Below are 22,892 nucleotides of genomic sequence, written 5' to 3'. Positions count from 1 at the left end.
AATAGGATTCTTGTAATTAAAAATTTGATGAAACCAAAAAATAATTATCAGGCAGCTATATAGCTGCCTGATATAAAAGTAATTTGTTATTTTATTGTATACCAACACTATTTGACAAAGAGCCTTTATTTTAAACAAACTGTTTAACGACATAGGCCTCAGCCACCGCTCATCGGCTGTTGTCTAACGAATTTCTTATCTATGAAATTTTTAAATTCTTCAAAGGTTCCCTTTGTAAAACCCGATTTATTTATTACTATACCTTCAGTTTTATCTAACATAAGATACATATTTTCATTGTCCTGTAATATAGCAACTATTTCTCCGAATTTTATTTTTCTTTCATTTCCATTTTCAAAAACATTCATATGATTAAAAGTAATTTGTATAATTTTTTTAGAAAGTATATTTCTCTGATTTCTTACTTGCTTCAAAGTTTTAGGTATGGCTAAAATAAAAATTAAAAGTCCTATAACTGCTATCCCAGCTAAAATAATACTAAATGTCTTACTATTATTTTTATATTCCATAACTGAAAATATTGCACTGACAACAGTTATAAATAATGCTGATATTCTAGAACCTTTAGTTATTGTCTTTACATATGCTTTTAATAATTTATCATCAAAATCATACTTGTTTTCAAATAATACTTGGTCACTCATAATAATTTCTTCAATCTCCTTTGTTTTATAATTATTCTAACTTTATTTTTTAGCTTAAGTAAAATATAATATCTGTCTTAAATTTAAATAAAAGCATTTTAAAGTCTAGCCTTTTTGTAGGGTATTTTACCATATATAAACAAGCACCGATATATATTTAGAATAATCTTCTTTTTGTTTTATTAAAATAAATAAATCAATTTAAGAACTTATTTATTTAAAATAATTATATTAATTTTACCCTATAGTTTTTTTAATAAACAAAATACACTATTTAAGGTAATTTTCTAACCTAAATAGTGTATTTTAAAATTTGTTACTTAATTACTGTAATAAAAATACCATTCTTAAGGTAAAAATACTCGTAATACTATTGCCTATAAAAATAGCGATTGTCGGTATTAAAACATTCCTTGATCTTCTATATGCCCAATATAGGGGGATTTGACCTAGTCCACCTACAATTATATTTTGAAGTAAAAATCCATTTACCGGCGTTGTAGTTAAGGCTCCAGCTATTACACTTGAGCATATATAGGTAAAAAACATCAATACCCCTCTATGCTTTTGTAAAAAATTACCTATTAGCTGATACATAGCTAAAAATATCATTACATTTATTATTTGATGGGCAAAGTATATAAAAAAATAATAAACGGAAGTTATAATAAACAAGGCTGTACTTTCAAGCTGAGCCGCCTCCAAGGTATTTGTTATATCTATTTCAAAGCTATAAGGAATAAATTCCGAAAGTATATTTCCTAAATTCGTAAAAATTATAAATAAAATTCCATATGCTATAATATACCAAATATTCCTTAGTCTAGGTTTTGCAAATAAGCCCTTTAATCCATTAAAACCACTTGCCCAAACTAGGCCTAATAATATTAGAAACAAGTATATTACACCTGTTAACAATATAATAACAATATCAATAATTCCAGACTCAAACAACAAATTCGCTTCTGCCTTTGCTATTATTTTAGTAATAGGATTTATAGTATTAAGTAGAAGATAGGTTAACCAAACTACAGAAAAAAACTTTATCCATTCGTTAATAGTTAATCTATTATTAGTTTCACAAAAAAGATAAGGCCAGTCTATAGGTTTTTTACTTATGTTCTTATTCATTGTTAACTTCCTCCTCTAAAACTAATCTAATAAATCCTTCTAAATCTATTGAAATAATTCTGTCAATTTTATTTTTACTGGATTCACGATATTTATTTGCTGCCGATTCAAAAACCATGTACAAATATCCATCATTTTCATAAATTTGTTCTAAATGAGAAGGCATGGTAAATTCCGCTATAGCGTCTGAACTATGGTAGATACTTTTATTTAAATCCTTATTAAAAATATATAGTTTAGATTCCCCTGGTCCATAGGATTGGGCTAAAATACTATAATCTTCAAAAAATGCTATACCTTGAACTTTTTCTAAGGTATCTTCACTGGAAATTGCATCTGCTAATATATTAAACTTATCTATTAAATTTTCAAAAGAATACTGCCCCTCAACTTCTCCCTTTTCATTTAACATATACTGTTTAACATTACCCTTTCCTAAGGGATTAAAAAATCCAACATATAAGGCATCTTCAAAATACGTTATATAGGAAGCCCTACTAATATTATTTAATAATACCCTTTGATTATATTTAATTGGTTTGTTTTCCTTGTTAAAATCATATTTCTCAATATCCTCTAATTTTATGGAAAAAATTTCCGCCTTGTTCTTTCTTCTTCCACAAACCCAAAGCTCCTTTGATTTATAATTATAGGCTACCCCACCAACATGTGGTTTACCCTTTAAGACTATTGTCTTTATTAATTCATTTGTATTTATATCCTGTACATATAAAACAGAATTATGGACACTATGACTATCATATGCTGAAGTTATTAAATAATCTTCTGCAATAGTAACACCTTGAGGAGTCATAGAAGTACACATTTCTGCTGTTTTGCTTAAATTATTTAATGTTTTAGTTGCTTTTAAACCTGGCATAACAGGAATATCACTATAATCTATAGTAGCTTTGTCATTATTAACAATATCCTCAAATAAGGTCAAATCATTTACCTCTGGGTATTCCTGCAAGGTTTTTGCAAATATTTCTTCCGAATATACAGGGTCAGAATTTGTTTCCACTAAATTCGTTTTTGGTTCGTATGTATATATTTCAATATTTGCTTCTCCCCAGCCAAACACCAATAAAAATATTAATGTTAAAATAAAAGTTGCTAGTAAAATAAATATACTTTCCTTTTTTAACTTATTTCTCAATATACTTCTCCCTTAAATAAATATAAGCACTAATATTGACCTGAAATATTTTCAATATTAGTGCCCTATACTTTACCCTACTTCTATCAATCCTTTAATATTTCTTAATATTAATAAATTATTCTTCAGGATTTTCCTTAATAAAAGTTCCTTCTTCTAATTCTATAAAAGCTTGATTTAATTCTTCACGGGTATTCATAACAATTGGACCACCCCAAGCTACATCTTCATCTAACATTGGAGCAGAATAAAATGTAAATCTTAAATCATCTGAAGCGCCTTCTACTTCAATAGAATCCCCTTGGTTAAATAAAATAGCTGTTTTTTCATCATATTTCTTACCATCTATTTTACATTCTCCAAGTAAGGTAAATATAAACACCTTTTCATTTGCTTTTGTTGGTATTTCTATTTTTTTACCATTTTTTAAAGCTATATCATATAGAGTTGCTTGAAGATGGTGTGGTGTTGCACCTTTTAAATCATCAAATTCTCCTGATATAACCTTAACTGTATAGTCGCCATAATCCTTAGTAGGCATATCCTTGCCTTTTATATCAAAATACTTAGGAGTTGTCATTTTATCATCTTTTGGAAGATTAATCCATAATTGTAAACCTAATAGTCTATCTGTAGGTTTAGGCATTTCTGAATGTAAAATTCCGCTACCAGCAGTCATCCATTGTGCATCTCCCGATAAAATCTTACCTTCATTTCCTAAAGTATCCTTATGGTCCATTTCACCATTAACTAAATAAGTTACCGTTTCTATTCCTCTATGTGGATGAGTTGGAAAACCTGCAATATAATCATCAGGATTTTCTGAATCGAAAGAGTCTAACATTAAAAATGGATCAAAATCTCCTACTGTGCTATGACCTAAAACCCTTACTAAACTAACTCCTGCTCCATCTTGAGTTCTAAAACCCTTTACTGTATCTACAACTTCTCTTTTTTTCATTTTATCACCTCCGCTACTATATACCCAAATTTCGAAAAAATATCACTATCTAGTATTAATTTCCATTTCATAAATCATTATATTATATTTTTCATCTTCTATTTTTTTATTTTCATATATAAATCCTATATTTTCCCAAAATTTTATAGCTTCAATATTTTCTTCAATTACACCTAATTTGATTTTCATAAAATCTTCTTTAACTAGAAAATTTATTAAATCCTTAATGATTTTACTTCCTATCTTTTTACCCTGATATTTTTTATTAACCATGAAAAAACCTATAAAAACAGTTTTAGAATTCGGATATTTTTCTATTAAATCCAATACTGCAAGTAAATCATTGTTTTTATAAAATCCTAAATAGTATTTAGCATCATAACTTTTACCTTTAGGTAGTGCCTTTAAATCCTTTAAAATAAATTCCCTAGTCAAATCTTCCTTAGAATATTCATAATATTTAGGATTGGTTTTACAAAGTTCATAAATTTCAGAAATATGGTTAATGTTTAATTTTTTAATAACAAATTCATCTGAAATTTCAACATAATTCATATTTACCTCTTTATTAAGTAATGAAATCTTAAATAATATTTAAGATTAATATAAAAAATAACCTAAATAAAATTACTTAGGTTATTTTTATTATTTATTTCCTAGAATAATATAGTTTTATACTTACAACATATATAATCATTCAATATCATCAAATTTATTTTCTATTTCAAAAGGAACTCCATTCCAGTTTCTAAAATAGGCCTTATCTCTACCTATATATTGTAAATAATTTGGTAACACCGGAGTTTTCCCCAGTCCACCTGGACCATTTACAATATAGCTAGGAATTGCCATACCTGATGTTCTTCCTCTTAAAGATTCCATAATTTCTAAACCTTCTTCTACTCTACACCAAAAATGTTCTGTACCTTTTACCGGTTTAGTATGGAATATATAGTAGGGTTTTACCCTAATAGTTAAAAGTGCTTGGTTTAATTTTCTTACAACCATAGGGTCATTATTAACATTATTTAATAAAACCATTTGATTTCCTAAAGGAATTCCTGCATTAGCCAGTTTTTCACAAGCCTCTTTAGATTCTTCAGTTATTTCAGCAGGTGAATTAAAATGCGTATTTACATAAACCGGATGATATTTTTTCAATATATTAACTAGATTATCCGTTACTCTTTGTGGTAAAGTAACAGGTGTTCTTGTTCCAAAACGTATGATTTCAACATGGGGAATAGAGCGTAATTCCTGTAAAAGCCATTCTATTGTACTATCTGACAACATAAAAGCGTCGCCACCAGTTAAAAGAATATCCCTTATTTCTTCATTATTTCTAATATATTCAATATCTTCTTCTAATGTTTTTCTGTCTATATGGTGATCGGTTTCTCCTATTAACCTTCTTCTTTGACAAAATCTACAATACATACCACATTGATTAGTTACCTTTACAATTAGTCTGTCAGGATACCTTCTTGTTATTCCCTCTACTGGTGTTGTTCCCTTTTCATCCATAGGGTCTAAATCACCATGACCAATTAATTCCTTACCTGATGGTATAGCTTGTAATTTTATTGGATCTTTAAAATCTTCAGTATCAATAAGAGAAAGATAATAAGGCGATATAGCAAACCTATAAGTATTTGCTACCTTATCCACTTCTTTAATTTCTTCATCTGTAAGTGGAAATATATTTTTTAATTTCTCTGCAGTATCTATTCTGTTTTTTAATTGCCACCTATAATCTTTCCAATCTTCTTCTGTTCCCTTAAGTTTTTCTAAAATTATCTTCCTATTTTTTTCTATTTCTTCTTTTCTTTCAAGTCCTGTTTTAATACTATCTTTAATTTCTAAATAGTCATTAATAGTGCTTTTTAAATGTTTCCTATAGTCCATAGTTGTATTCCCCTTTCTAGTAGTAATTACAACTTCCTTAATAAACAAGTCCTATAGTTTTGTTTATAATATCTATAACTAATCACAATAATATTATAACATAAACATTTTCACACTATATTTAAAAGCTTTTTTTCTTACTATAGCCATTCTATATTACCGTTTTTCTAATTTCGCTATAATTTTCATAAGTTTTTTCCAGAGCTATTTTTTCCAATATTTCCACTACCCTATAAAGCTCTTCAAATGTATTGTATAGGGCAATAGGAGCTATCCTTATTACATTTGGTTCTCTAAAGTCCGGGATTACCCCTAAATCCCTTAAGGCAATACTTATTTGATAGGCCTTGTTATGGGTTAAACAAATATGTCCTCCCCTTTTCTCATTGTCACGAGGATTGTCTATTTTATATCCATACTTACCTAATTTATTATCTACTAGGTACATAAAATATGCTGTAAGTTTTAAAGATTTTTCCCTGATCCTTTTCATACCTACTTCCTTAAAAATATCTAAAACTCCATCTAATGGTGCCATAGAAAACAAGGAAGGAGTACCTATTTGCCATCCACTAGCGTCTTCTTCATGATCAAATTCATGTTTTAATTGGAATTGTGTTTCCAACTTATTTCCATACCAACCAGCCATTCCCGGCAATTTCTTAAAATGTTTTTCGTTTATATATAAACCTGCAATAGAACCTGGACCACCTGATAGATACTTATAGGTACACCATACTGCAAAATCCGGTTTTATATCTGAAAAATCTATTTCAATTGCCCCTATAGCATGACAAAGGTCAAAGCCTATAATAATATTTCGTTTATGTGCTTCTTCTGTTAATCTTTTCATATCCAATATTTGTGATGACCTATATAATATAGTTGGTAATAATATTAAAGAAACATCCTCTGTCATTGCCTCTATAATTTTATCTTCATCAATATATTTTCCATCTTCAGATTTTACAACTTTTACAGCGTCCTCCACTTCTAAACCGTGAATTCTAATTTGACTGTCTACTGCATATCTATCCGAAGCAAAATTTAAATCATCAACTAATATTTTATATTTTTCCTTTGTCGGTTTATAAAAAGTACTTATAGCTTGATGAATATTGGAAGTAGTACTACCTGTAATAACAACTTCATTATCCTTAGCACCTACTAAAGGAGCCATTTTTTTTGCTAGATGTCTAGAATATTGATGGTATTTCCCATCTTCTATATTCCAAATTTTAATAGCCTCCTCTTTCCAAATATCAAGTATTTTAAGTAGTGATTTCTCCCCTTCTTTTGAAGCTAAACCCAAGGAATTTCCATCCATGTAAATTTCATCTTCTTTTAAATAAAAATGATTTCTATATTCTTTTAAATCATCTTTTTCATCTAATTCTTTAGCAAAATCCAATCCATCTTTAAAATTATAATCCATTCTATACCTCCTATTTCTTCTTATTCTAATTCTATTAGTTTATAAAAAATAAATACATATATAATATTAGTTAAATCGCCTATTTCCTTTTAAAATAAAAGTTTATTTAATATTTTATTTAATATGATAAAATTTACTTATTATACTTAGGAGTAATTTATGAATTTAGATCTTACAGATATAAAAATATTAAAATTATTAGAAAAAAATAGTCGTTTGCCTATTAGACAAATTTCCCAAGAGGTAAATATGTCACAGCCATCAGTAAAACAAAGAATTGAAAAATTAGAAGATAATAATATTATTAAGGGATATACCATTAATATTGATTTTAAAAAATCAGGCTTTTCCCTACCTTTTTTTATTGCCTTAAAGGATTTGAAAATTCATTACGATGTTTTTTCAAAAAGCTTAAAGAATTTTTCTAATATAAGCAAAATATATTCATTAACCGGCAAATATAACTACTTTCTAAAGGGCTACTGTAAAAATCTTGATGAACTTGAAAAAATTTTACTTGAATTAAAAAAATACGGTGAAGCTGAAACCTATTTGATTTTAGACGAAATAAAAAACAATAATCTATTATAATAGATAACCAAGTATACTAATATAAAACTAACACCTGTATTTACAGGTGTTAGTTAACTACTTCTCGTATAATTTATCAAAGTTTATTTCTTTATTTTTAATTCTATCCACTTCACTAGATAAAATTTTTTCTAGTGATTTTGGTATGTTTTCTGTACAAATAATTTTAAAAACCCCTTCAGAAACACCTATTGTATTAACTTTACTAACCTCCAGTCTTTCATTTAAATACGCACCTAGCACCCATTTATATAATGCATCAAAATCATAAACTACAGAAGCTACAACAGTTTCTGAATCAATTTTAGTCCTATCATTTACAAACCCTATGACTTTTACACCTTTTTCTTTTGCAATTTCAATAACTCCTAAATCTGCATCATGAGAATCAACAAATAGGACATCTACACCTTCTTCTATTAACTGACTAGCAATTAATTTTCCTAGTTGTCTGTCTATCCAGCTATTTGTATATGCTCTTATAGAAATCCCCTTTATATTTCTATTTTCTGCTATTCGTATACTATTTTTTTCAAATATATCTAAAGATTTTTCTATTGATTCTTCTGGATAATCTCCTATAACACCTAATTTTCCTGTTTTTGTAATATTACCTGCAATGACTGATGCTAAATAACTAGCTTCATATTCTTTAGGTAACACAGGAGATAAATTATTACCCTTATCATTTTTCCCATTTATTACACAAAATATACTTTTGGGAAAACTTGGTGCTAGTTCTGAAACAGTTTCTTCAAACTGATTACCTGCCAATAAAATTAAATCATACTCTTTTTCTCCGTATTCTTTTATTGTTTTTTCATAATCTTCAATAGCAATATTCTCCACATATTCTACCTTTATCCCTAAATTATTACTTGCTATTCTCAAACCAGAATAATTATTAGCACTCCATCCATCATCATTTATAGGACCTGGTAGTAACAACACAATTTTTTTATTAATTTTTTTTATTTCGTTAATATCTGTATTAGTTTTTAATGGCATAGAACATCCTGAGTTTACAATTAATATTATTAATATTAATAAAAAAATCTTTTTTCTCATAATTACCCCTATTTATATATACAAATCATATTTTATTTCTTTCTATTCCTATATTCTAATGGCGTACATCCAAAAGTTTTTTTAAAAATACCACTAAAATACTTTGTGTCACTATAACCTACAATTTTCGCTATTTCAAAGACTTTTAAGGAAATATCATCTAATAATTCTTTTGATTTTTCCAATCTATATGCTTGTATATAATCAAAAAGATTTATATTCATTTCTTTTTTAAATAATCTACTTAAATAATTAGGGGATACATATAGCTCCTCTGCTATATCTTTTAAACTAAGTTTTTTTTCAAAATTACTTTCTATGAACTCTATAGCTTTAGACACTATTAAATTTGAAGGATTTTCTTCAATTACTGAATTCTCCTCTTCTATAATAAAATTCAACTCTTCTTTAATAGTATCTATTGTTTCAAATAATTCTTTTGTATTAGTTGGTTTTGTTAAATATTTTCTAACTTTCAGCTCTATTGCCTTTTGTGCATATTGAAAATAGCTATATCCACTTAAAATAATTATTTCAGCATCATAATTTTCATTTCGCAATTTTTCAACCATTTCAAGTCCATTCATTCTTGGCATTTTTATGTCTGTAATAATTATATCTGCAGGATTTGTTTTCAAATATTCTAATGCTTCAATACCATTTGAAAATGAATTTAAATTTACTTCTTCCTTGTACTTATTTTTTAAAATCTTAATTAAACCATTTCTAACTTTAGGTTCATCATCAATTATTATTATATTCATTTGTAACAGATTCCCCTTCCCTTGGAATTGTAATAACAACTTTAGTCCCTACATTTCTTTTGCTGTATATTTTTATTCCAAAATCCTCTCCAAAATATAATTTAATTCTTCTATTAACATTTTTTAAACCAATACTGTTTAAATCATCGGTATCTTTTTCTAAATATTCATTTAGTTTTTTAACCTTCTTAGCATCTATCCCCACACCATTATCTACTATTTCAATATTTATATTCTCGTCAACAAAATAAGCATCTATTGTAATATTAATAGCTATATCATATTGCTCACTATCTACACCATGAATTATAGAATTTTCTACAATTGGTTGTAAAATTAATTTTGGTACTTTTTCTCCTAACATTTCATTAGGAATGTCTATAGAGAATTGTAGCTTATCTTCAAATCTGTTTTTTTGAATTAACAGATAGTTTTCAATATTATTAATTTCATCAGAAAGTGGAACAAAACCATTATTTATATCCATGCTGTATTTTAGAATATCCCCTAAAGAAATAATTATATTACTAATTTCATATTCTTCCTTTTCTAAAAGCATCCAATTAATCGAATCTAAAGTATTATAAAGAAAATGAGGGTTAATTTGAGACTGTAATGCTTCAATTTCAGCATTTTTTTGTGTAATCTTGCTTAAATACACTTCATTTACTAGTATATTAATCTTTTGTATTAATTCGTTAAATGAATCTGTTAAAATCCCTATTTCGTCCTTTTTAGAATTTTTTATTTGAACCTTGTACTTATCTTTTTCAGCATTTCTCATAGCTAAAGTTAATTTTTCTAAAGGCTTAGTTAATCCATAAGATACTAAGTACGCCATAATTGAAAAAACCAAAATTGATAAAACTACAAAATAAATTATAAAATCTCTAAGCATAGTATTATTATAAAATATTCTATTGTTAGATATTAATGCAAAGGTTCTCCAACCTGTTACGCCGTTATATTGATTTCTGAAATAATATTTTTCATCATTTAATTTAATATCCATTTCACCATTATCAATATTTGTTTCATTTAAATATTCAATCCATTCAGATTTTATCACTTTATTACTTGCAATAATATTGTTATTTTTGTCCAAAATAAAAACATACTGATCTTTAAAAATATCTTGAGCTAATGGAATTAAATCTTCAAAACCCTCTGAACTTATTTCGATTCCCAAACTTATATTATCACCCAATCCATAACTCATTAAAACTACATTTTCAACTCTATTTGTATATGATACAAAAGCTCTATTAATACCTGACCAATATAATTTACCAGGATTTTCCATCGATTTTTTAAGAATTTCCTGATTTTGAAAATGTTTAGCATAAAATTTACTAATACTATCAAATTTAATATTTTTATAATACATGTCTTCATTATCAACTAGAATAAGACTATTTATATTTCCAAGTATAAGATTTAAACTATCTAATAAGTCTGACATATTATTATCTATGCCTCTTCTACCCCCATCATTCAATAATGTTTCTTTAATATCTACCTTATTAATATCATTTATAATAGTATCTATATATTTAATTTTAGAATTAATATTTATATCTATTAAATTTACCATATTTGAAATATTCTGTTTCCTGCTTTTAGAGGCAATATTTCTTGCATAATAATAGGAAAAATAACCTATTGCAGTTCCTTGAATTAAAATTGAAACAATAAATATAATAAAAAACTTAGTTCTAAATTTCATTTTATCTTATCCTTCGTTTTATTAAAAATAATAACTTCTAATTATAATTATAGTATACTAAAATTAAAAAACATGCTAAATTTAATATTTATACAAATACAAAAAATTTATTTTCAGTATTTATCCACTAACTTACCTACTACTCATTTAATTTCATCCATTCCTCCATTAATTCACTAAGTTTTTCTTCAATAGTACCCTTTTCCTTTAATAACTCATTTAGTTTAACAAAATCCGCTGCAAATATTTCCATTTCTTCTTCTATTTTTTCTATTTTCTCATCTAATATAGAAATTTCATCTTCTATTAATTTTATCTTTATAGGATTCTTTTTCTTTTTTATATTTCTATTATTTTTAAGCAACGCTTTCTTTTCTTTAATTTCAATATTTTCTTCTCTTGTTTTTTCTTCTGTCTTTTTCTCAATATAATAATCGTAATTTCCTAAAAATTTATTAAATCTTTTATCTGAAAGTTCATAAATTGTATTGGCAAGTTTATTTATAAAGTATCTGTCATGGGAAATAAAAATTAAAGTTCCTTTAAATTCCATTAAGGTTTCCTCTAACATTTCCCGACTTAAAATATCTAAATGATTTGTCGGCTCATCTAATATTAATGTATTTATTTCCTTATGCATTAATTGACAAAGCCTAAGTCTAGCTCTTTCTCCTCCGGAAAGGTCCTTAACTCTTTTAAAAACATCTTCGCCAAAAAATAAGAATTTAGCTAAAATTCCTCTAGCTTCTTCTTCTGAAAATAAGAAATCATATCTAAAGGTGTCTAGAATGTTTTTATTTTCATCTTTAAATGTAATGTTTTGTTCTAAGTAACCTATTTTAACATTAGACCCTATTTTTATTTCTCCCTTGTCCTGTTTTTCCTTCCCTAAAATCATTTTAATTATAGTAGTTTTACCAGTGCCATTTTTTCCTATTATAGACACCTTGTCTTTAAATTTAATATTCATATTAAGGTCTTGGAAAAGAATCTTCTTACCATAACTTTTAGAAACATCCTTAATATTTAAAACTTCATTTCCAGACCTACCCTTAATTTCAAAATTCAATTTCATATTACTTTCCTTTAAAGGTTTGTCTAAAACTTCCATTTTATTAAGTCTTTTTTCCATACTAAAGGCCCTACGAAACATATTTTCATTGTCTCCCCTAGCAGCCCATTCCTTCATTCTTTTTATGGATTCTTCCATAGATTTTATTTCCTTTTGTTGATTTTCAAATTTCTTTAATTCCTCTTCAAAAAGTCTTTCTTTCTCCTTTAAATAATAAGTATAGTTTCCAAAGAATATATTAGCTTTTTTATTGGATATTTCTACTATTTTTGAAACAACCCTATCAAGAAAATATCTGTCATGGGATATTGTAATAACAGTTCCATTGTAGTTAGAAATATAATTTTCCAGCCAATCTATTGACTCCATATCCAGATGATTTGTCGGCTCATCTAATAATAAAATATCGGGAGATTCTAATAATATTTTTCCAAGTAGTACTGTAGTTTTTTCTCCACCACTTAGAGTATTGAATTTTGAATTTATAATATTTTCATTAATTCCAAGACCAACTGTAATTTTACTTAACTTTTCTTCTATATCATAGCCACCAATTAATTCAAATTCCTCTTGTAATTTTCCATATATTTTAAGAATCTTTTCTAACTCCTCCCCTTGTAAATCCTTCATTTTGTTTTCCAGTATTCTAAGTTCTTCTCTTTTTTCATGTTCTTCTTTAAAAGCTAAATTTAAAATATCCCTAGCGGTTCTATCTGATGAATAGTTAGGTACTTGCTCTAAATATCCTATTTTACTATTTTTACTAATAAAAATTCTTCCCTTGTCAAGGCTTTCAAGTCCAGTTATTATTTTAAATATAGTAGTTTTTCCTGAGCCATTTTCTCCTACAATTCCTATTTTTTCTCCTTTATTAATCTGTAAGTTTAAATCTTTTAAAATATTTTCTATTCCAAAGTTTTTTTCTATATTATTTAAAGATATTTCTATCATATTATTTCTCCTTTTTATTTAAAAATATATACAAAAAAGCCTAAGTAAAATACACTTAGGCCTAGACATATTTTTATACATATTAAAAGCCTAAGTAAAATATACCTAGGCTAATTTATTTCTATAAATTATTATTGGTAAATCATTTTACTTTAGTTAGTTAAATTTAATTTTAGACACACCTATCCCCTTAACTGTTTCTACATACTGTGTAATTATAATTAATTGAGATAATTTGTCGTAATTAAGATTAACTAAAGTCTCCATTTTTCACCTTTCCTTAATAAGATAAGTATATCAAAAGAAAAAATTAAAAGCAATTTCAAATAGACTTTTCCAAGTTATGCATATAAGTCTATTAGTTTTAAAAATTTATTTAGTGAATCTGTCTTATATTTGCTTTTATTTAAAACAAGACTTATATTGTTAAATATTTCAAAATCCTCTATTTCTATTTCCTTAATGGAGCCTTTTTCCAATTCATTTGAAAGTAAAATTTTAGGTAAAATAGATATTCCTAAATCATTTTTTACCCCCTCTACTAATGAATTTGTATTTACAGATTCCCATACGGGATTTGCCTTGTAGCCTTTTAAAGAAAGGGCCGCATCAAATTCATCTCTAACAGAGCTTCCTTTCTCCCTTAATAATAAATCCTTTTTAAGTAATTCTTCTATTGAAATTTTATCTTCCTTATAGTAATTATTTGAACTAATGGCTATTAACTTATAAGATGATATTTGTTTTACTTCAAATTTATCAACTAGTATATTGCCCTCTATAAATGCTAAATCAACTTTTCCCTGTTTTAATAGCTCTAACGAAGACTCTGCTTTTTGTATTTTTACAATTACTTTTGTTTTAGGTGATAGCTCCTTAAATTTTTTAATTAATTCCGGTAGTTTTTTTTGAGAAAAAGTTATACAACAGGCTATATGTAAAGGCGTATCCTGCTCTAATATTTTCATTCTAGACTCTAGTCTTTCTATGCTTTCTAGTATAGGTAGTATTTCCTCTAAAAATATTTCTCCAGTTTTTGTCAACTTTACAGATTTATGTAATCTTTCAAATAATTTTGTTCCTGCTTCTTCTTCTAATTTTTTCATAGAATGGGAAACTGCTGACTGAGTTATATACAAATTATTAGCCGCTTGTGTAAAGTTTTCAGTTTCCGATACTTCCCTAAAAATGATACATTGTTTTAAATCCATAATTCCTCCTTGTCATGAATTATATTCATATTATTACTAGTATAATATCATTTCACAAATGATAAAACAATATTTATAATAGAAATCACATACTTGGAGAGTGATATTATGAAAAACAAATTAAAACTTTATTTCTGGCTTCTATATGTAAACCTATTTATAAGCTCCTTTACCTTTGGAGGTGGGTATGTAGTAGTTCCAATGGTTAAAAAGTATTTTGTAGAAAACAAAAATTTAATATCTGAAGATGAACTAATGGAAATGGCTGCTATAGCTCAATCATCTCCCGGCTCTATTGCTGTAAATTTAAGTATTTTAGCAGGTAAAAAGGTTGCTGGAATTCCCGGAATAATAATAACCCTTGTTAGTTGTATTATTCCTCCTGTGGTAATTTTAGGATTAATTTCAAAATGGTATGTAGCTTTTTCAAATAATATATATATAAATGCTGTACTTAGGGGAATGCAAGCCTGTGTAATTGCTTTAATAATAGATTTAGTAATCGATATGTATAAGTCTATTATTAAGGAAAACTCTACCCTATTAAAAATTCTGGCTCCATTGTCTTTTATAGCTTCAGCATTTTTTAATATTAATGTAATTTTAGTTTTGGTTTCAAGCTGTCTTATTAGCTTCTTTACCTTGTTTTTTAAGATGAAAAAGGGGGAAAAAGTTAATGATTTTTAAATTATTTCTTATATTCTTTAAAATAGGTTCTTTCAGTATTGGCGGCGGATACGCTATTATGCCTTTAATACAAGAACAAGTTGTAAACCAACAACACTGGATTACAGAAAAAACTTTTACGGATATTATTACAATATCCCAGATGACACCAGGCCCTTTAGTTGTTAACAGTTCCACTTTTGTAGGAATGCAAATTTCAGGTCCACTTGGCGCAATTGTAGCTACCTTTGGCTCAATTATAGGTGGAATTATTATTTCCATTATTTTATATAACTTTTTTGCTAAATATAAAAGTTCACAATATGTTTTTCAAGTATTAAATAGCCTAAAGGCATCATCTTTAGGATTAATAATGTCTGCCGGTTTTACTATGCTTTTATTGGCATTTTTTAATAACTCCGATTTTAGAGCTATTTCATCTATTAAAAATATCGATATTATAGCAGTTTTAATTGCAATAAGTTCCTTATTTATAATAAGAAAATTTAAGATAAACCCTATAATTATGATGATTATAACCGGATTTGCAGGCTTGTTTGTATATGCATAAAAAAACTATAATTCTATTTAGAATTATAGTTTTTTTATAGTTTTATTCCTTTTCTTTATAACCTAAGTTTTCGTAATTTTCTTTTACTGTTTTTAATGGAACATTTCCATCCTCATCTACTAAAGCCTTATATTCCGAATCCTCATTTTCCTTTAAAAATGTTGGCATATCAATAGTAAAAGTCGCCTTTACCGTCTTATCTTTATATTCTACATTAAATTCGGCGCCTTTAATTTTATCAAGTCCAGATTTCATAGCTTCCATCATTTGTTTTTCCAGTTCTGAACCACCATATTCGCCTTCAGATTCTGAAATGATTTTTTGTACATTTTCTTTTCCGTCATATTCAATAGTAATAATATTTTCTTCGCCGTTTTGTTCTCTAACATAAACAACTTTTCCACCTTTTGAACTACAGGCTACTAAAGTCATGAATACTGCAAATAATAAAATAAGTATTTTTGCTTTTTTTATTTTTTTCATATACTTCTCCTTTTTTTAATTCTAGTTAATATTAGCATATTTATATTTTAATAACAATTATTTCTTAATGTTTCTATTTCCATAGTTGTTTTTACTCTTTCTAACTATTTTTTTTATCTGCTCTACTAGTTTATAATTGAATTTACTTGATACGTGTTTATTTAGATAAGATAGATTGTAAAATTAAATGTAACACATAAAATAAAAAACCTATACCTAGCACAAATCTATATATGTCACGATTCGATATTATTAAATCTATTTTTCACCTAGTAGTGTAGTTTGATTCGTGTACCCTTCAGGGTATAAAATATCATTTCCCATCTTTAGTTGCTGATTTTCTTTTTGTAATCTCATTTATTCATTTTCTTCTTCTGTTAGATTATCATCTATTTTAAATGATTTAGAATTATTATATCTTATAACCCAACTTCTTAATGCAGCTGTTGAAACGCCATGTTTTTCAATTAGACTACAATAGGTATGGTTTCCTCGGTTATAGATTTTTATCTTTTGTTCTTTAAATTTATCATCGTGTCTCTTACCTTTACCGCTCATGATTTCACTCCTTGGTTTGTGTTTTTTTACTTCTATCATATTTGGTATAAAACTGTCCTATTTATTCTAACCTATCCAGAAATGAGTATATGGTCTTGCAGAGGTTTATATTCGCTGTTGTAAAAATGGATCTAAGAAACCTGTACCAAAACATAAAAGTTATACTAATAATAATTAATCAAATGGAAATACAAAGTATTGTATAATATTCGCCATTGCAAAATTATAAAGTGGAAAGAGAACTAATACAACAGGTTTCAAAACATGAAAACAGGTATAATAAAACAGTTAAATATATTTTAAATTTTAAAAATTCTAATGAAATAATAAATGAATACTTTCAAAATATTGCTTAATAAAAATAAGATTCTAGGAAAAATTTTCTCAGAATGTAACATATATCTTGACAGTAAAGAAAAAACTACAAGGAAATCTTTTGGATAAATTGATTTTTTCTATTACTTTTAGTATAATAAAATATATATAGTTAAATATGGTAAATTATTTCTCGAAGAAATATTTTAGGACAGAAGTTCTCTAGAGCTTCTGTTTTTTATTTTTAGAAAAGAGGTATATTATGAATTTATGGGAAAAAGCTGTAAAATTCCATGGACATCATTGTCCTGGACTCGCTATTGGAGTCAAGGTGTGTGAAGCAGCAATGGAAAAAATGGGAATAGATCCAGATATTGATGAAGAGATAATATGTATTGCAGAAAATGATGCCTGTGGTATAGACGCTATCCAATCATTACTTGGCTGTACAGTCGGAAAGGGCAATTTAATTTTAAAAAACATCGGTAAACAAGCCTTTACTTTTATAGATAGAAAAGAGAATAAGGCTATGAGATTTTATTTAAAATCTCGAAATAATGGTCTTGAACGTTTAGAGTATCAAAACTATCTACTGAATTCCAGTATAGATGAACTTTTCAATTATAGATATGTGAATATACTCATACCTGAGAAAGCAAGAATATTTTCATCTGTCACCTGTGAAATATGTAATGAACAAACCTCTGAAAACAATATAAGACTACAGGATGGTAAGAAATTATGTCTTGATTGTTATGATGACTATAGTAGGGGGTGGTAATATGAATTTTAAAAAGTTTTTTATTTTTTTTATAATACTTACCACTTTACTAACTAGCTGTTCCAATAGAAAAGATAGTAAGGATATCAAAGCTACCGCGAATTACAAAATCAATACAAAAACCATAACCGATATTAATAATCGAAATGTACAAATACCCAAAAATATAAATTCCCTGATATGTGTTGGTGTTGGTGGACTAAGGTTTACAACTTATATGGACTCTGTGGATTTGGTTGTGGGCGTAGAAAAAAACGAAGTAGATTTAAATATCCAAAAGCCCTACAACTATATAAATAACAAGAAATTCTCCTCTCTTCCTATTATTGGGGACAATGGAACTACATATGATGAGGCAATAGTTAATTTAAATCCAGATATTATCATAGCCTCTCTTGATGGAAGTACTGCTGATAAATTACAACAAAAATTAAATATCCCCGTTGTTACCATTCCAATAGTAGATAATATATTTGATAATAGCTGCTATAAAACCATTGAACTACTAGGAGATATTTATAATAAAGAAGATAGGGCAAAGGATTTAACAGACTACATTAAAAGTCTTCAAAGGGATTTGGACAATCGGACAAAGAATATTCCTGAAGATGAAAAACCCTCTGTCTATGTTGGTGGTATTTCATTTAAGGGGCTCCATGGTTTTGATGGTACAGAAGCCAATTACTCTCCTCTACTAGCTATAAATACTAATAGCCTTGCAGATTTAACCGATGAGAAAGGACCTTTTAACATAGATCTAGAACAGGTATTAAATTGGGATCCTGATATTTTATTTTTAGACATAAATGGAATGAAATTAATCAATGAACAGTATCAATCCAATCCAGATTATTTCAATTCTTTAAAGGCTGTCCAAAATAATGATGTATATTCTCAAATCTCCTTTAGATTTAGTGCCATAAATGTGGAACTGGCATTTGTCAATGCCTACTATATTGGAAAAATCATCTATCCAAATAAATTTGAAGATATCGATCCTATAAAAAAAGCAGATGAAATATTTGAAAAGATTCTAGGTGTAAAATACTATGATAATTTAAAAAACAATAATTATGAATTAAAAGAATTAAAAATTGGGGATTAAAATGGAAAATAAATTATATGAATATAAAAAACTGGAAAATAAAAATAGATTGTCGCTAATGATACTTTTATTTCTCCTACTAATTATATTTATCTTCTCCTTATATACTGGATTATACTATATCGATTTTATTGAAATAATCAAAGGAATATTTGGTAAATCCATGGATTCCAATGTAAATACAATAATATACAATATGCGATTACCTAGAGTTCTAACAGCTACTCTTGGTGGTTTAGGACTTGGCATCACCGGTTGCATTCTTCAAAGCATATTGGCCAACCCACTTGCTTCTGCTTCAACTTTAGGAATTTCCCAAGGAGCTTCCTTTGGTGCTGCTTTTGCTATAATCGTCTTGGGTGCTGGAGTACAGGGTAGTAATGTAGATAGTATGAACTTTTCCAACCCCCTACTTATAAATATTTCCGCATTTATATTTAGCATTTTGATATCATTTTTGATTTTATCATTATCAAAATTTAAAAAGATCAATTCTAAAGGTATAATATTAGCTGGTATTGCTCTAAGCTCCATGTTCCAAGGTGCTACAACATTAATTCAATTCTTTGCTGATGAAGTTCAATTAGCATCGGTGGTATTTTGGACCTTTGGAGATCTAGGTCGAACTAGTTGGAAAGAGGTCATGATTATGGCCTTGGTTATAATTCCCAGTATACTATTTTTTATCTTAAGGTCTTGGGACTTTAATGTTTTGGAAAACGGTGATTCCATATCCATAAGCCTTGGGGTAAATATTAGCAGAGTTAGAGTCCTATCCATATTAATATGTTCCTTTACAATTGCAATTATAGTCTCCTATGTAGGGTTAATAAATTTTATAGGGTTGGCATCTCCTCATATAGTAAGACGTTTTGTAGGTAGTAATCATAGATATCTGCTTCCTGGATCCGCATTGACAGGAGCCATATTGCTTCTATTATCGGATTTACTTGCAAGGTTGATAACCAGTCCAATAATATTGCCAATTGGTGCTATAACATCATTTTTAGGTGCACCTTTATTTATCTATATTCTATTTAAGGAGGATTCCAAAATATGATCATCGTTGAAAATATAAATTTTAAATACCATAATTCCAATAGCATTTTAAAGGATATAGCCTTTTCTGCAAAAGAAGGAGAATGTATAGCCATATTGGGAAATAATGGTGCTGGTAAAAGCACTTTGCTCAAATGTTTAAATAGAATATTAAAACCTCAATCTGGAGTGGTTTATATAGATGAAGATAATATCTTCAACCTATCCTTAAATAAAGTTGCTAAAAATATAGCCTTTGTTGAACAAAATGGCAGTGGAAATGATTTAACGGTTTACGACACTGTAATGCTTGGAAGAAAACCATATATAAGTTGGCGAGAAAGTTCCAAGGATAGAGAAATAGTTGAGAACATATTGGTGGAAATGGATTTGATGGATATGGCAACTAGAAGTTTTAAAGAACTAAGTGGTGGTGAGCAACAAAAGACCATGTTGGCAAGAGCATTGGCTCAACAACCAAGAGTGTTACTACTGGATGAACCCACCAGTAACTTGGATTTGCGTAATCAATATGAAGTGTTGAATACCATAACCTACATATGCCATAAAGAAAAAATCACCTCTATAGTAGTGATTCATGATTTAAATTTAGCCCTTAGATACTTTGATAAATTTATTTTAATAAAGGATAATGAAATATATGATTATGGATACAAGGATATAATCAATCAAGAGAATATATCGAAGGTCTATGGAATAGATGTAAATATATACAATATAAATGATGAAATGATTATTTCACCAATAGTAAATTAAAAAAGAAAGGATAATCTACCTGACCAAAATTTAGACCAAAAATCTAACAATTAAGAGGTCAATTTTTCATTGGCAAAATATAGTTTTGAATTTAAACTAAAAATATTAAAAGAATATATAGAAGCTTTGGGAGATTATCAATATTTCGCTAAAATTTTTTGGCTCTTTGACAAATAGTGTTGGTATACAATAAAATAACAAACTACTTTTATATCAGGCAGTTATATAGCTGCCTGATAATTATTTATTGTTTTTGGACATAGAAAAACACCCCTTATGTTTTTTACTTATGTTATCATAAATGTCTAACATTTGGGGTGCACATAACCAAAAGCTACTCTTTTTTATACTTTTAATAAAATTATTAATGACTTCTAAATGACCATTTGTAACATTGGTATTTAATGAATTTTCTACACATATAAAATATTCTAATAAAGTATTTATAGCTATCTTCATTTTCTCACTTACTGTATCCTTATATAAAACTAAATAATCCTTTAGAATTCTTACATTTAATATCAGATAAAAGAATTTTATAAACCTCATATGTTTTCTGTAAAGTATTATTAACAGATACAGTTTCATTTACCACATCAGATGCACTTTTCCACTTATGAAAGTGTATTCATTTACCAAAGCGGATTATATCGGAAGTATTTTATCTGTTATATCTAAAACAAGACCGTCACTTATTTTTAAACCAAGTGTAGCCTTTAAATTATGTATTTCCTCTACCTGCTCTTTTATTTGTCTAGTTGATAAACCTCTTGCATTCATAGATATTATCCTCTACTAAATTTCAGAAGTATCCTTCTGATGTTTTTTTACTATATGTAACTCAAAACTAGATTCTACATCCTCCAGTACTGATATTTCTTACTCTCCATAGGATGATTTGATTTTCTTGTTTTATATCCATTTCAGGCTTTATTATCATCTGTTTTTCATAGAGTTCATATCCTAAATGATTTTCCCTTTCTGTTTCCAACATATATTGAACTGTACCTCCTAGTAAAGCTTTCAACGCTTCTTGAATATCTCCTACAGATTCGCTATCATACATTTCAATTAAACTTCTTATTCTTTTCTCTCCTTACTAAATCATCTTTTCCCCATTTAAATAACCATATCATAGAGTGCTGTTTTTACAGACTTTTTTCACAGGCTCAATCCGCTCTGGAAAAATCCAACTTTTTTGGGTCACTTTATAACCTTTCTTTTTAATTTATTATTTGAATTACCAATTCGACCATCTCTTCAATATATTCTGACAATTTTTTATCTCCAACTCCTACTAGGTATATGTGGTCATTAGAAATTGGAAGTATCACCTTTTCTGCATTGCTATTCATAACTGCTGAAGACATTTGTTGAGAAATTTCACCATACATTGAATTCTCTATCAGTATCCCTATAGGACCTATGATAATATCCACCTTTTCACAATTATATATCCATGCATTTTCACCGGTAGCTCCGTGTTTAACACCTGCTTTCATCATATTCGAGGTTGCTACCGCATTAGTTCCCACTACAATTAAATCTGAATCCACCTTTTCCAATATTAAATTCTCTGCAAGTCTTCTTCCAAAGCCTCCACCCTGTCCATCTAAAATGGCAATTTTTTTCCTATCCATATAATCTACCTCCAATAATTTACATTCATTATATTATAATTATCAATTTAAAATCAACATATAGATAAATGGGTAAATTATTAAATAGAATGATGAATTAATATAGAATAATTCAATATGGAAATAAACATTGAATAAAGTGATTTATAGAGTTAACTTTGAAGATGTTTATAAAATCCTTCATATATTTAAAAATATGCTCTAGAACCAACAAATTTAGCTATATGAACATTTGACTTTATTTCCTACATTTGTTATTATTTAATAAAGAATTTGCACTAAGCAATAATACTTATCTACATATAATTATCGTGCAGCA

General features: G+C 27.5%; 26 protein-coding genes. 8 read left to right on the top strand and 18 right to left on the bottom strand.

The genetic code is table 11. The annotated features are described in order from the left end of the window. Positions 1-158 precede the first annotated feature (158 nt). From WAO56_RS11545 to kynU, 7 genes are all read right to left on the bottom strand, one after another. Positions 159-665, bottom strand: a complete 507-nt coding sequence (locus WAO56_RS11545; protein WP_422144590.1) for a YcxB family protein — start codon at positions 663-665, stop codon at positions 159-161. Positions 666-989: 324 nt separating this feature from the next. Continuing rightward, positions 990-1,796, bottom strand: a complete 807-nt coding sequence (locus tag WAO56_RS11540) for a hypothetical protein (RefSeq protein WP_422144589.1) — start codon at positions 1,794-1,796, stop codon at positions 990-992. Continuing rightward, complete coding sequence (locus WAO56_RS11535; RefSeq protein WP_422144588.1) at positions 1,789-2,955, bottom strand: YncE family protein; 1,167 nt, start codon at positions 2,953-2,955, stop codon at positions 1,789-1,791. Before WAO56_RS11535 ends, WAO56_RS11540 begins: the two co-directional genes overlap by 8 nt. 118 nt (positions 2,956-3,073) lie before the next feature. Further along, positions 3,074-3,916 (bottom strand): pirin family protein, encoded by an 843-nt coding sequence (locus WAO56_RS11530; RefSeq protein ID WP_422144587.1) that lies wholly within the window; start codon positions 3,914-3,916, stop codon positions 3,074-3,076. A 45-nt stretch (positions 3,917-3,961) separates the two neighbouring features. Continuing rightward, a complete protein-coding gene (locus tag WAO56_RS11525) occupies positions 3,962-4,471 on the bottom strand; it encodes a GNAT family N-acetyltransferase (protein WP_422144586.1) in 510 nt (169 codons plus the stop codon). Positions 4,472-4,609: 138 nt separating this feature from the next. Next, entirely contained in the window at positions 4,610-5,821 is a 1,212-nt protein-coding gene (locus WAO56_RS11520) for a KamA family radical SAM protein (RefSeq protein ID WP_422144585.1), read from the bottom strand. Between the two features lie 151 nt (positions 5,822-5,972). Further along, positions 5,973-7,256 carry a kynureninase gene (gene kynU / locus WAO56_RS11515; RefSeq protein ID WP_422144584.1) on the bottom strand — a complete coding sequence of 428 codons (1,284 nt, stop codon included), beginning with the start codon at positions 7,254-7,256 and terminating at the stop codon, positions 5,973-5,975. A gap of 159 nt (positions 7,257-7,415) precedes the next feature. Between kynU and WAO56_RS11510 the strand changes: the two genes are divergently transcribed. Next, a complete protein-coding gene (locus WAO56_RS11510; RefSeq protein WP_422144583.1) occupies positions 7,416-7,847 on the top strand; it encodes an Lrp/AsnC family transcriptional regulator in 432 nt (143 codons plus the stop codon). A 57-nt stretch (positions 7,848-7,904) separates the two neighbouring features. Here the strand turns inward: WAO56_RS11510 and WAO56_RS11505 are convergent, their stop codons facing one another. From WAO56_RS11505 to WAO56_RS11485, 5 genes are all read right to left on the bottom strand, one after another. Next, positions 7,905-8,915 carry a BMP family protein gene (locus WAO56_RS11505; protein WP_422144582.1) on the bottom strand — a complete coding sequence of 337 codons (1,011 nt, stop codon included), beginning with the start codon at positions 8,913-8,915 and terminating at the stop codon, positions 7,905-7,907. A 32-nt stretch (positions 8,916-8,947) separates the two neighbouring features. Beyond that, entirely contained in the window at positions 8,948-9,679 is a 732-nt protein-coding gene (locus WAO56_RS11500; RefSeq protein ID WP_422144581.1) for a response regulator transcription factor, read from the bottom strand. Continuing rightward, positions 9,660-11,405 (bottom strand): sensor histidine kinase, encoded by a 1,746-nt coding sequence (locus tag WAO56_RS11495; RefSeq protein WP_422144580.1) that lies wholly within the window; start codon positions 11,403-11,405, stop codon positions 9,660-9,662. Before WAO56_RS11495 ends, WAO56_RS11500 begins: the two co-directional genes overlap by 20 nt. 139 nt (positions 11,406-11,544) lie before the next feature. Further along, the gene (gene abc-f, locus WAO56_RS11490; protein WP_422144579.1) at positions 11,545-13,428 is read right to left on the bottom strand and encodes a ribosomal protection-like ABC-F family protein; all 1,884 of its coding nucleotides are present in this window, start codon (positions 13,426-13,428) and stop codon (positions 11,545-11,547) included. Between the two features lie 341 nt (positions 13,429-13,769). Next, the gene (locus WAO56_RS11485) at positions 13,770-14,639 is read right to left on the bottom strand and encodes a LysR family transcriptional regulator (RefSeq protein WP_422144578.1); all 870 of its coding nucleotides are present in this window, start codon (positions 14,637-14,639) and stop codon (positions 13,770-13,772) included. A 108-nt stretch (positions 14,640-14,747) separates the two neighbouring features. Here WAO56_RS11485 and WAO56_RS11480 point away from each other — a divergent pair, with 108 nt between their 5' ends. Further along, positions 14,748-15,326 carry a chromate transporter gene (locus tag WAO56_RS11480; protein WP_422144577.1) on the top strand — a complete coding sequence of 193 codons (579 nt, stop codon included), beginning with the start codon at positions 14,748-14,750 and terminating at the stop codon, positions 15,324-15,326. Continuing rightward, a complete protein-coding gene (locus tag WAO56_RS11475; protein ID WP_422144576.1) occupies positions 15,316-15,876 on the top strand; it encodes a chromate transporter in 561 nt (186 codons plus the stop codon). Before WAO56_RS11480 ends, WAO56_RS11475 begins: the two co-directional genes overlap by 11 nt. Positions 15,877-15,918: 42 nt before the next feature. Here WAO56_RS11475 and WAO56_RS11470 read toward each other — a convergent pair whose 3' ends face one another. Together WAO56_RS11470 and WAO56_RS11465 are read right to left on the bottom strand one after the other, a co-directional pair. After that, positions 15,919-16,359: a hypothetical protein gene (locus WAO56_RS11470; RefSeq protein WP_422144575.1), complete on the bottom strand. Its 441-nt coding sequence runs from the start codon at positions 16,357-16,359 to the stop codon at positions 15,919-15,921. Positions 16,360-16,716: 357 nt separating this feature from the next. Beyond that, positions 16,717-16,917, bottom strand: a complete 201-nt coding sequence (locus WAO56_RS11465; protein WP_422144574.1) for a transposase — start codon at positions 16,915-16,917, stop codon at positions 16,717-16,719. 215 nt (positions 16,918-17,132) lie between these two features. Here WAO56_RS11465 and WAO56_RS11460 point away from each other — a divergent pair, with 215 nt between their 5' ends. The 5 genes from WAO56_RS11460 to WAO56_RS11440 all read left to right on the top strand — a co-directional run bounded on the left by WAO56_RS11460 (position 17,133) and on the right by WAO56_RS11440 (position 20,933). Next, entirely contained in the window at positions 17,133-17,273 is a 141-nt protein-coding gene (locus WAO56_RS11460; RefSeq protein WP_422146367.1) for a hypothetical protein, read from the top strand. Between the two features lie 221 nt (positions 17,274-17,494). After that, positions 17,495-18,013, top strand: coding sequence for an FmdE family protein (locus WAO56_RS11455; RefSeq protein WP_422144573.1), 519 nt, complete (start codon positions 17,495-17,497; stop codon positions 18,011-18,013). A gap of 1 nt (position 18,014) precedes the next feature. After that, entirely contained in the window at positions 18,015-19,118 is a 1,104-nt protein-coding gene (locus WAO56_RS11450; protein ID WP_422144572.1) for an ABC transporter substrate-binding protein, read from the top strand. A 1-nt stretch (position 19,119) separates the two neighbouring features. Then, positions 19,120-20,178: a FecCD family ABC transporter permease gene (locus WAO56_RS11445; RefSeq protein ID WP_422144571.1), complete on the top strand. Its 1,059-nt coding sequence runs from the start codon at positions 19,120-19,122 to the stop codon at positions 20,176-20,178. Next, entirely contained in the window at positions 20,175-20,933 is a 759-nt protein-coding gene (locus WAO56_RS11440) for an ABC transporter ATP-binding protein (RefSeq protein WP_422144570.1), read from the top strand. Before WAO56_RS11445 ends, WAO56_RS11440 begins: the two co-directional genes overlap by 4 nt. A 240-nt stretch (positions 20,934-21,173) precedes the next feature. On the opposite strand, the gene WAO56_RS11435 is transcribed toward WAO56_RS11440, so the two are convergent. From WAO56_RS11435 to WAO56_RS11420, 4 genes are all read right to left on the bottom strand, one after another. Then, positions 21,174-21,482, bottom strand: coding sequence for a transposase (locus WAO56_RS11435; RefSeq protein WP_422144591.1), 309 nt, complete (start codon positions 21,480-21,482; stop codon positions 21,174-21,176). Between the two features lie 96 nt (positions 21,483-21,578). Beyond that, a complete protein-coding gene (locus WAO56_RS11430; RefSeq protein ID WP_422144569.1) occupies positions 21,579-21,713 on the bottom strand; it encodes a hypothetical protein in 135 nt (44 codons plus the stop codon). Between the two features lie 67 nt (positions 21,714-21,780). Then, entirely contained in the window at positions 21,781-21,999 is a 219-nt protein-coding gene (locus tag WAO56_RS11425) for a hypothetical protein (RefSeq protein WP_422144568.1), read from the bottom strand. Between the two features lie 157 nt (positions 22,000-22,156). Beyond that, positions 22,157-22,573 carry a DUF3842 family protein gene (locus WAO56_RS11420; RefSeq protein WP_422144567.1) on the bottom strand — a complete coding sequence of 139 codons (417 nt, stop codon included), beginning with the start codon at positions 22,571-22,573 and terminating at the stop codon, positions 22,157-22,159. Positions 22,574-22,892: the final 319 nt, after the last annotated feature.

Source organism: Miniphocaeibacter sp. (assembly GCF_049276255.1).
GTDB lineage: Bacteria > Bacillota > Clostridia > Tissierellales > Peptoniphilaceae > Miniphocaeibacter.
The sequence above is the reverse complement of the archived record's forward strand: the minus strand, read 5'-3'. Positions and strand labels throughout refer to the sequence as shown.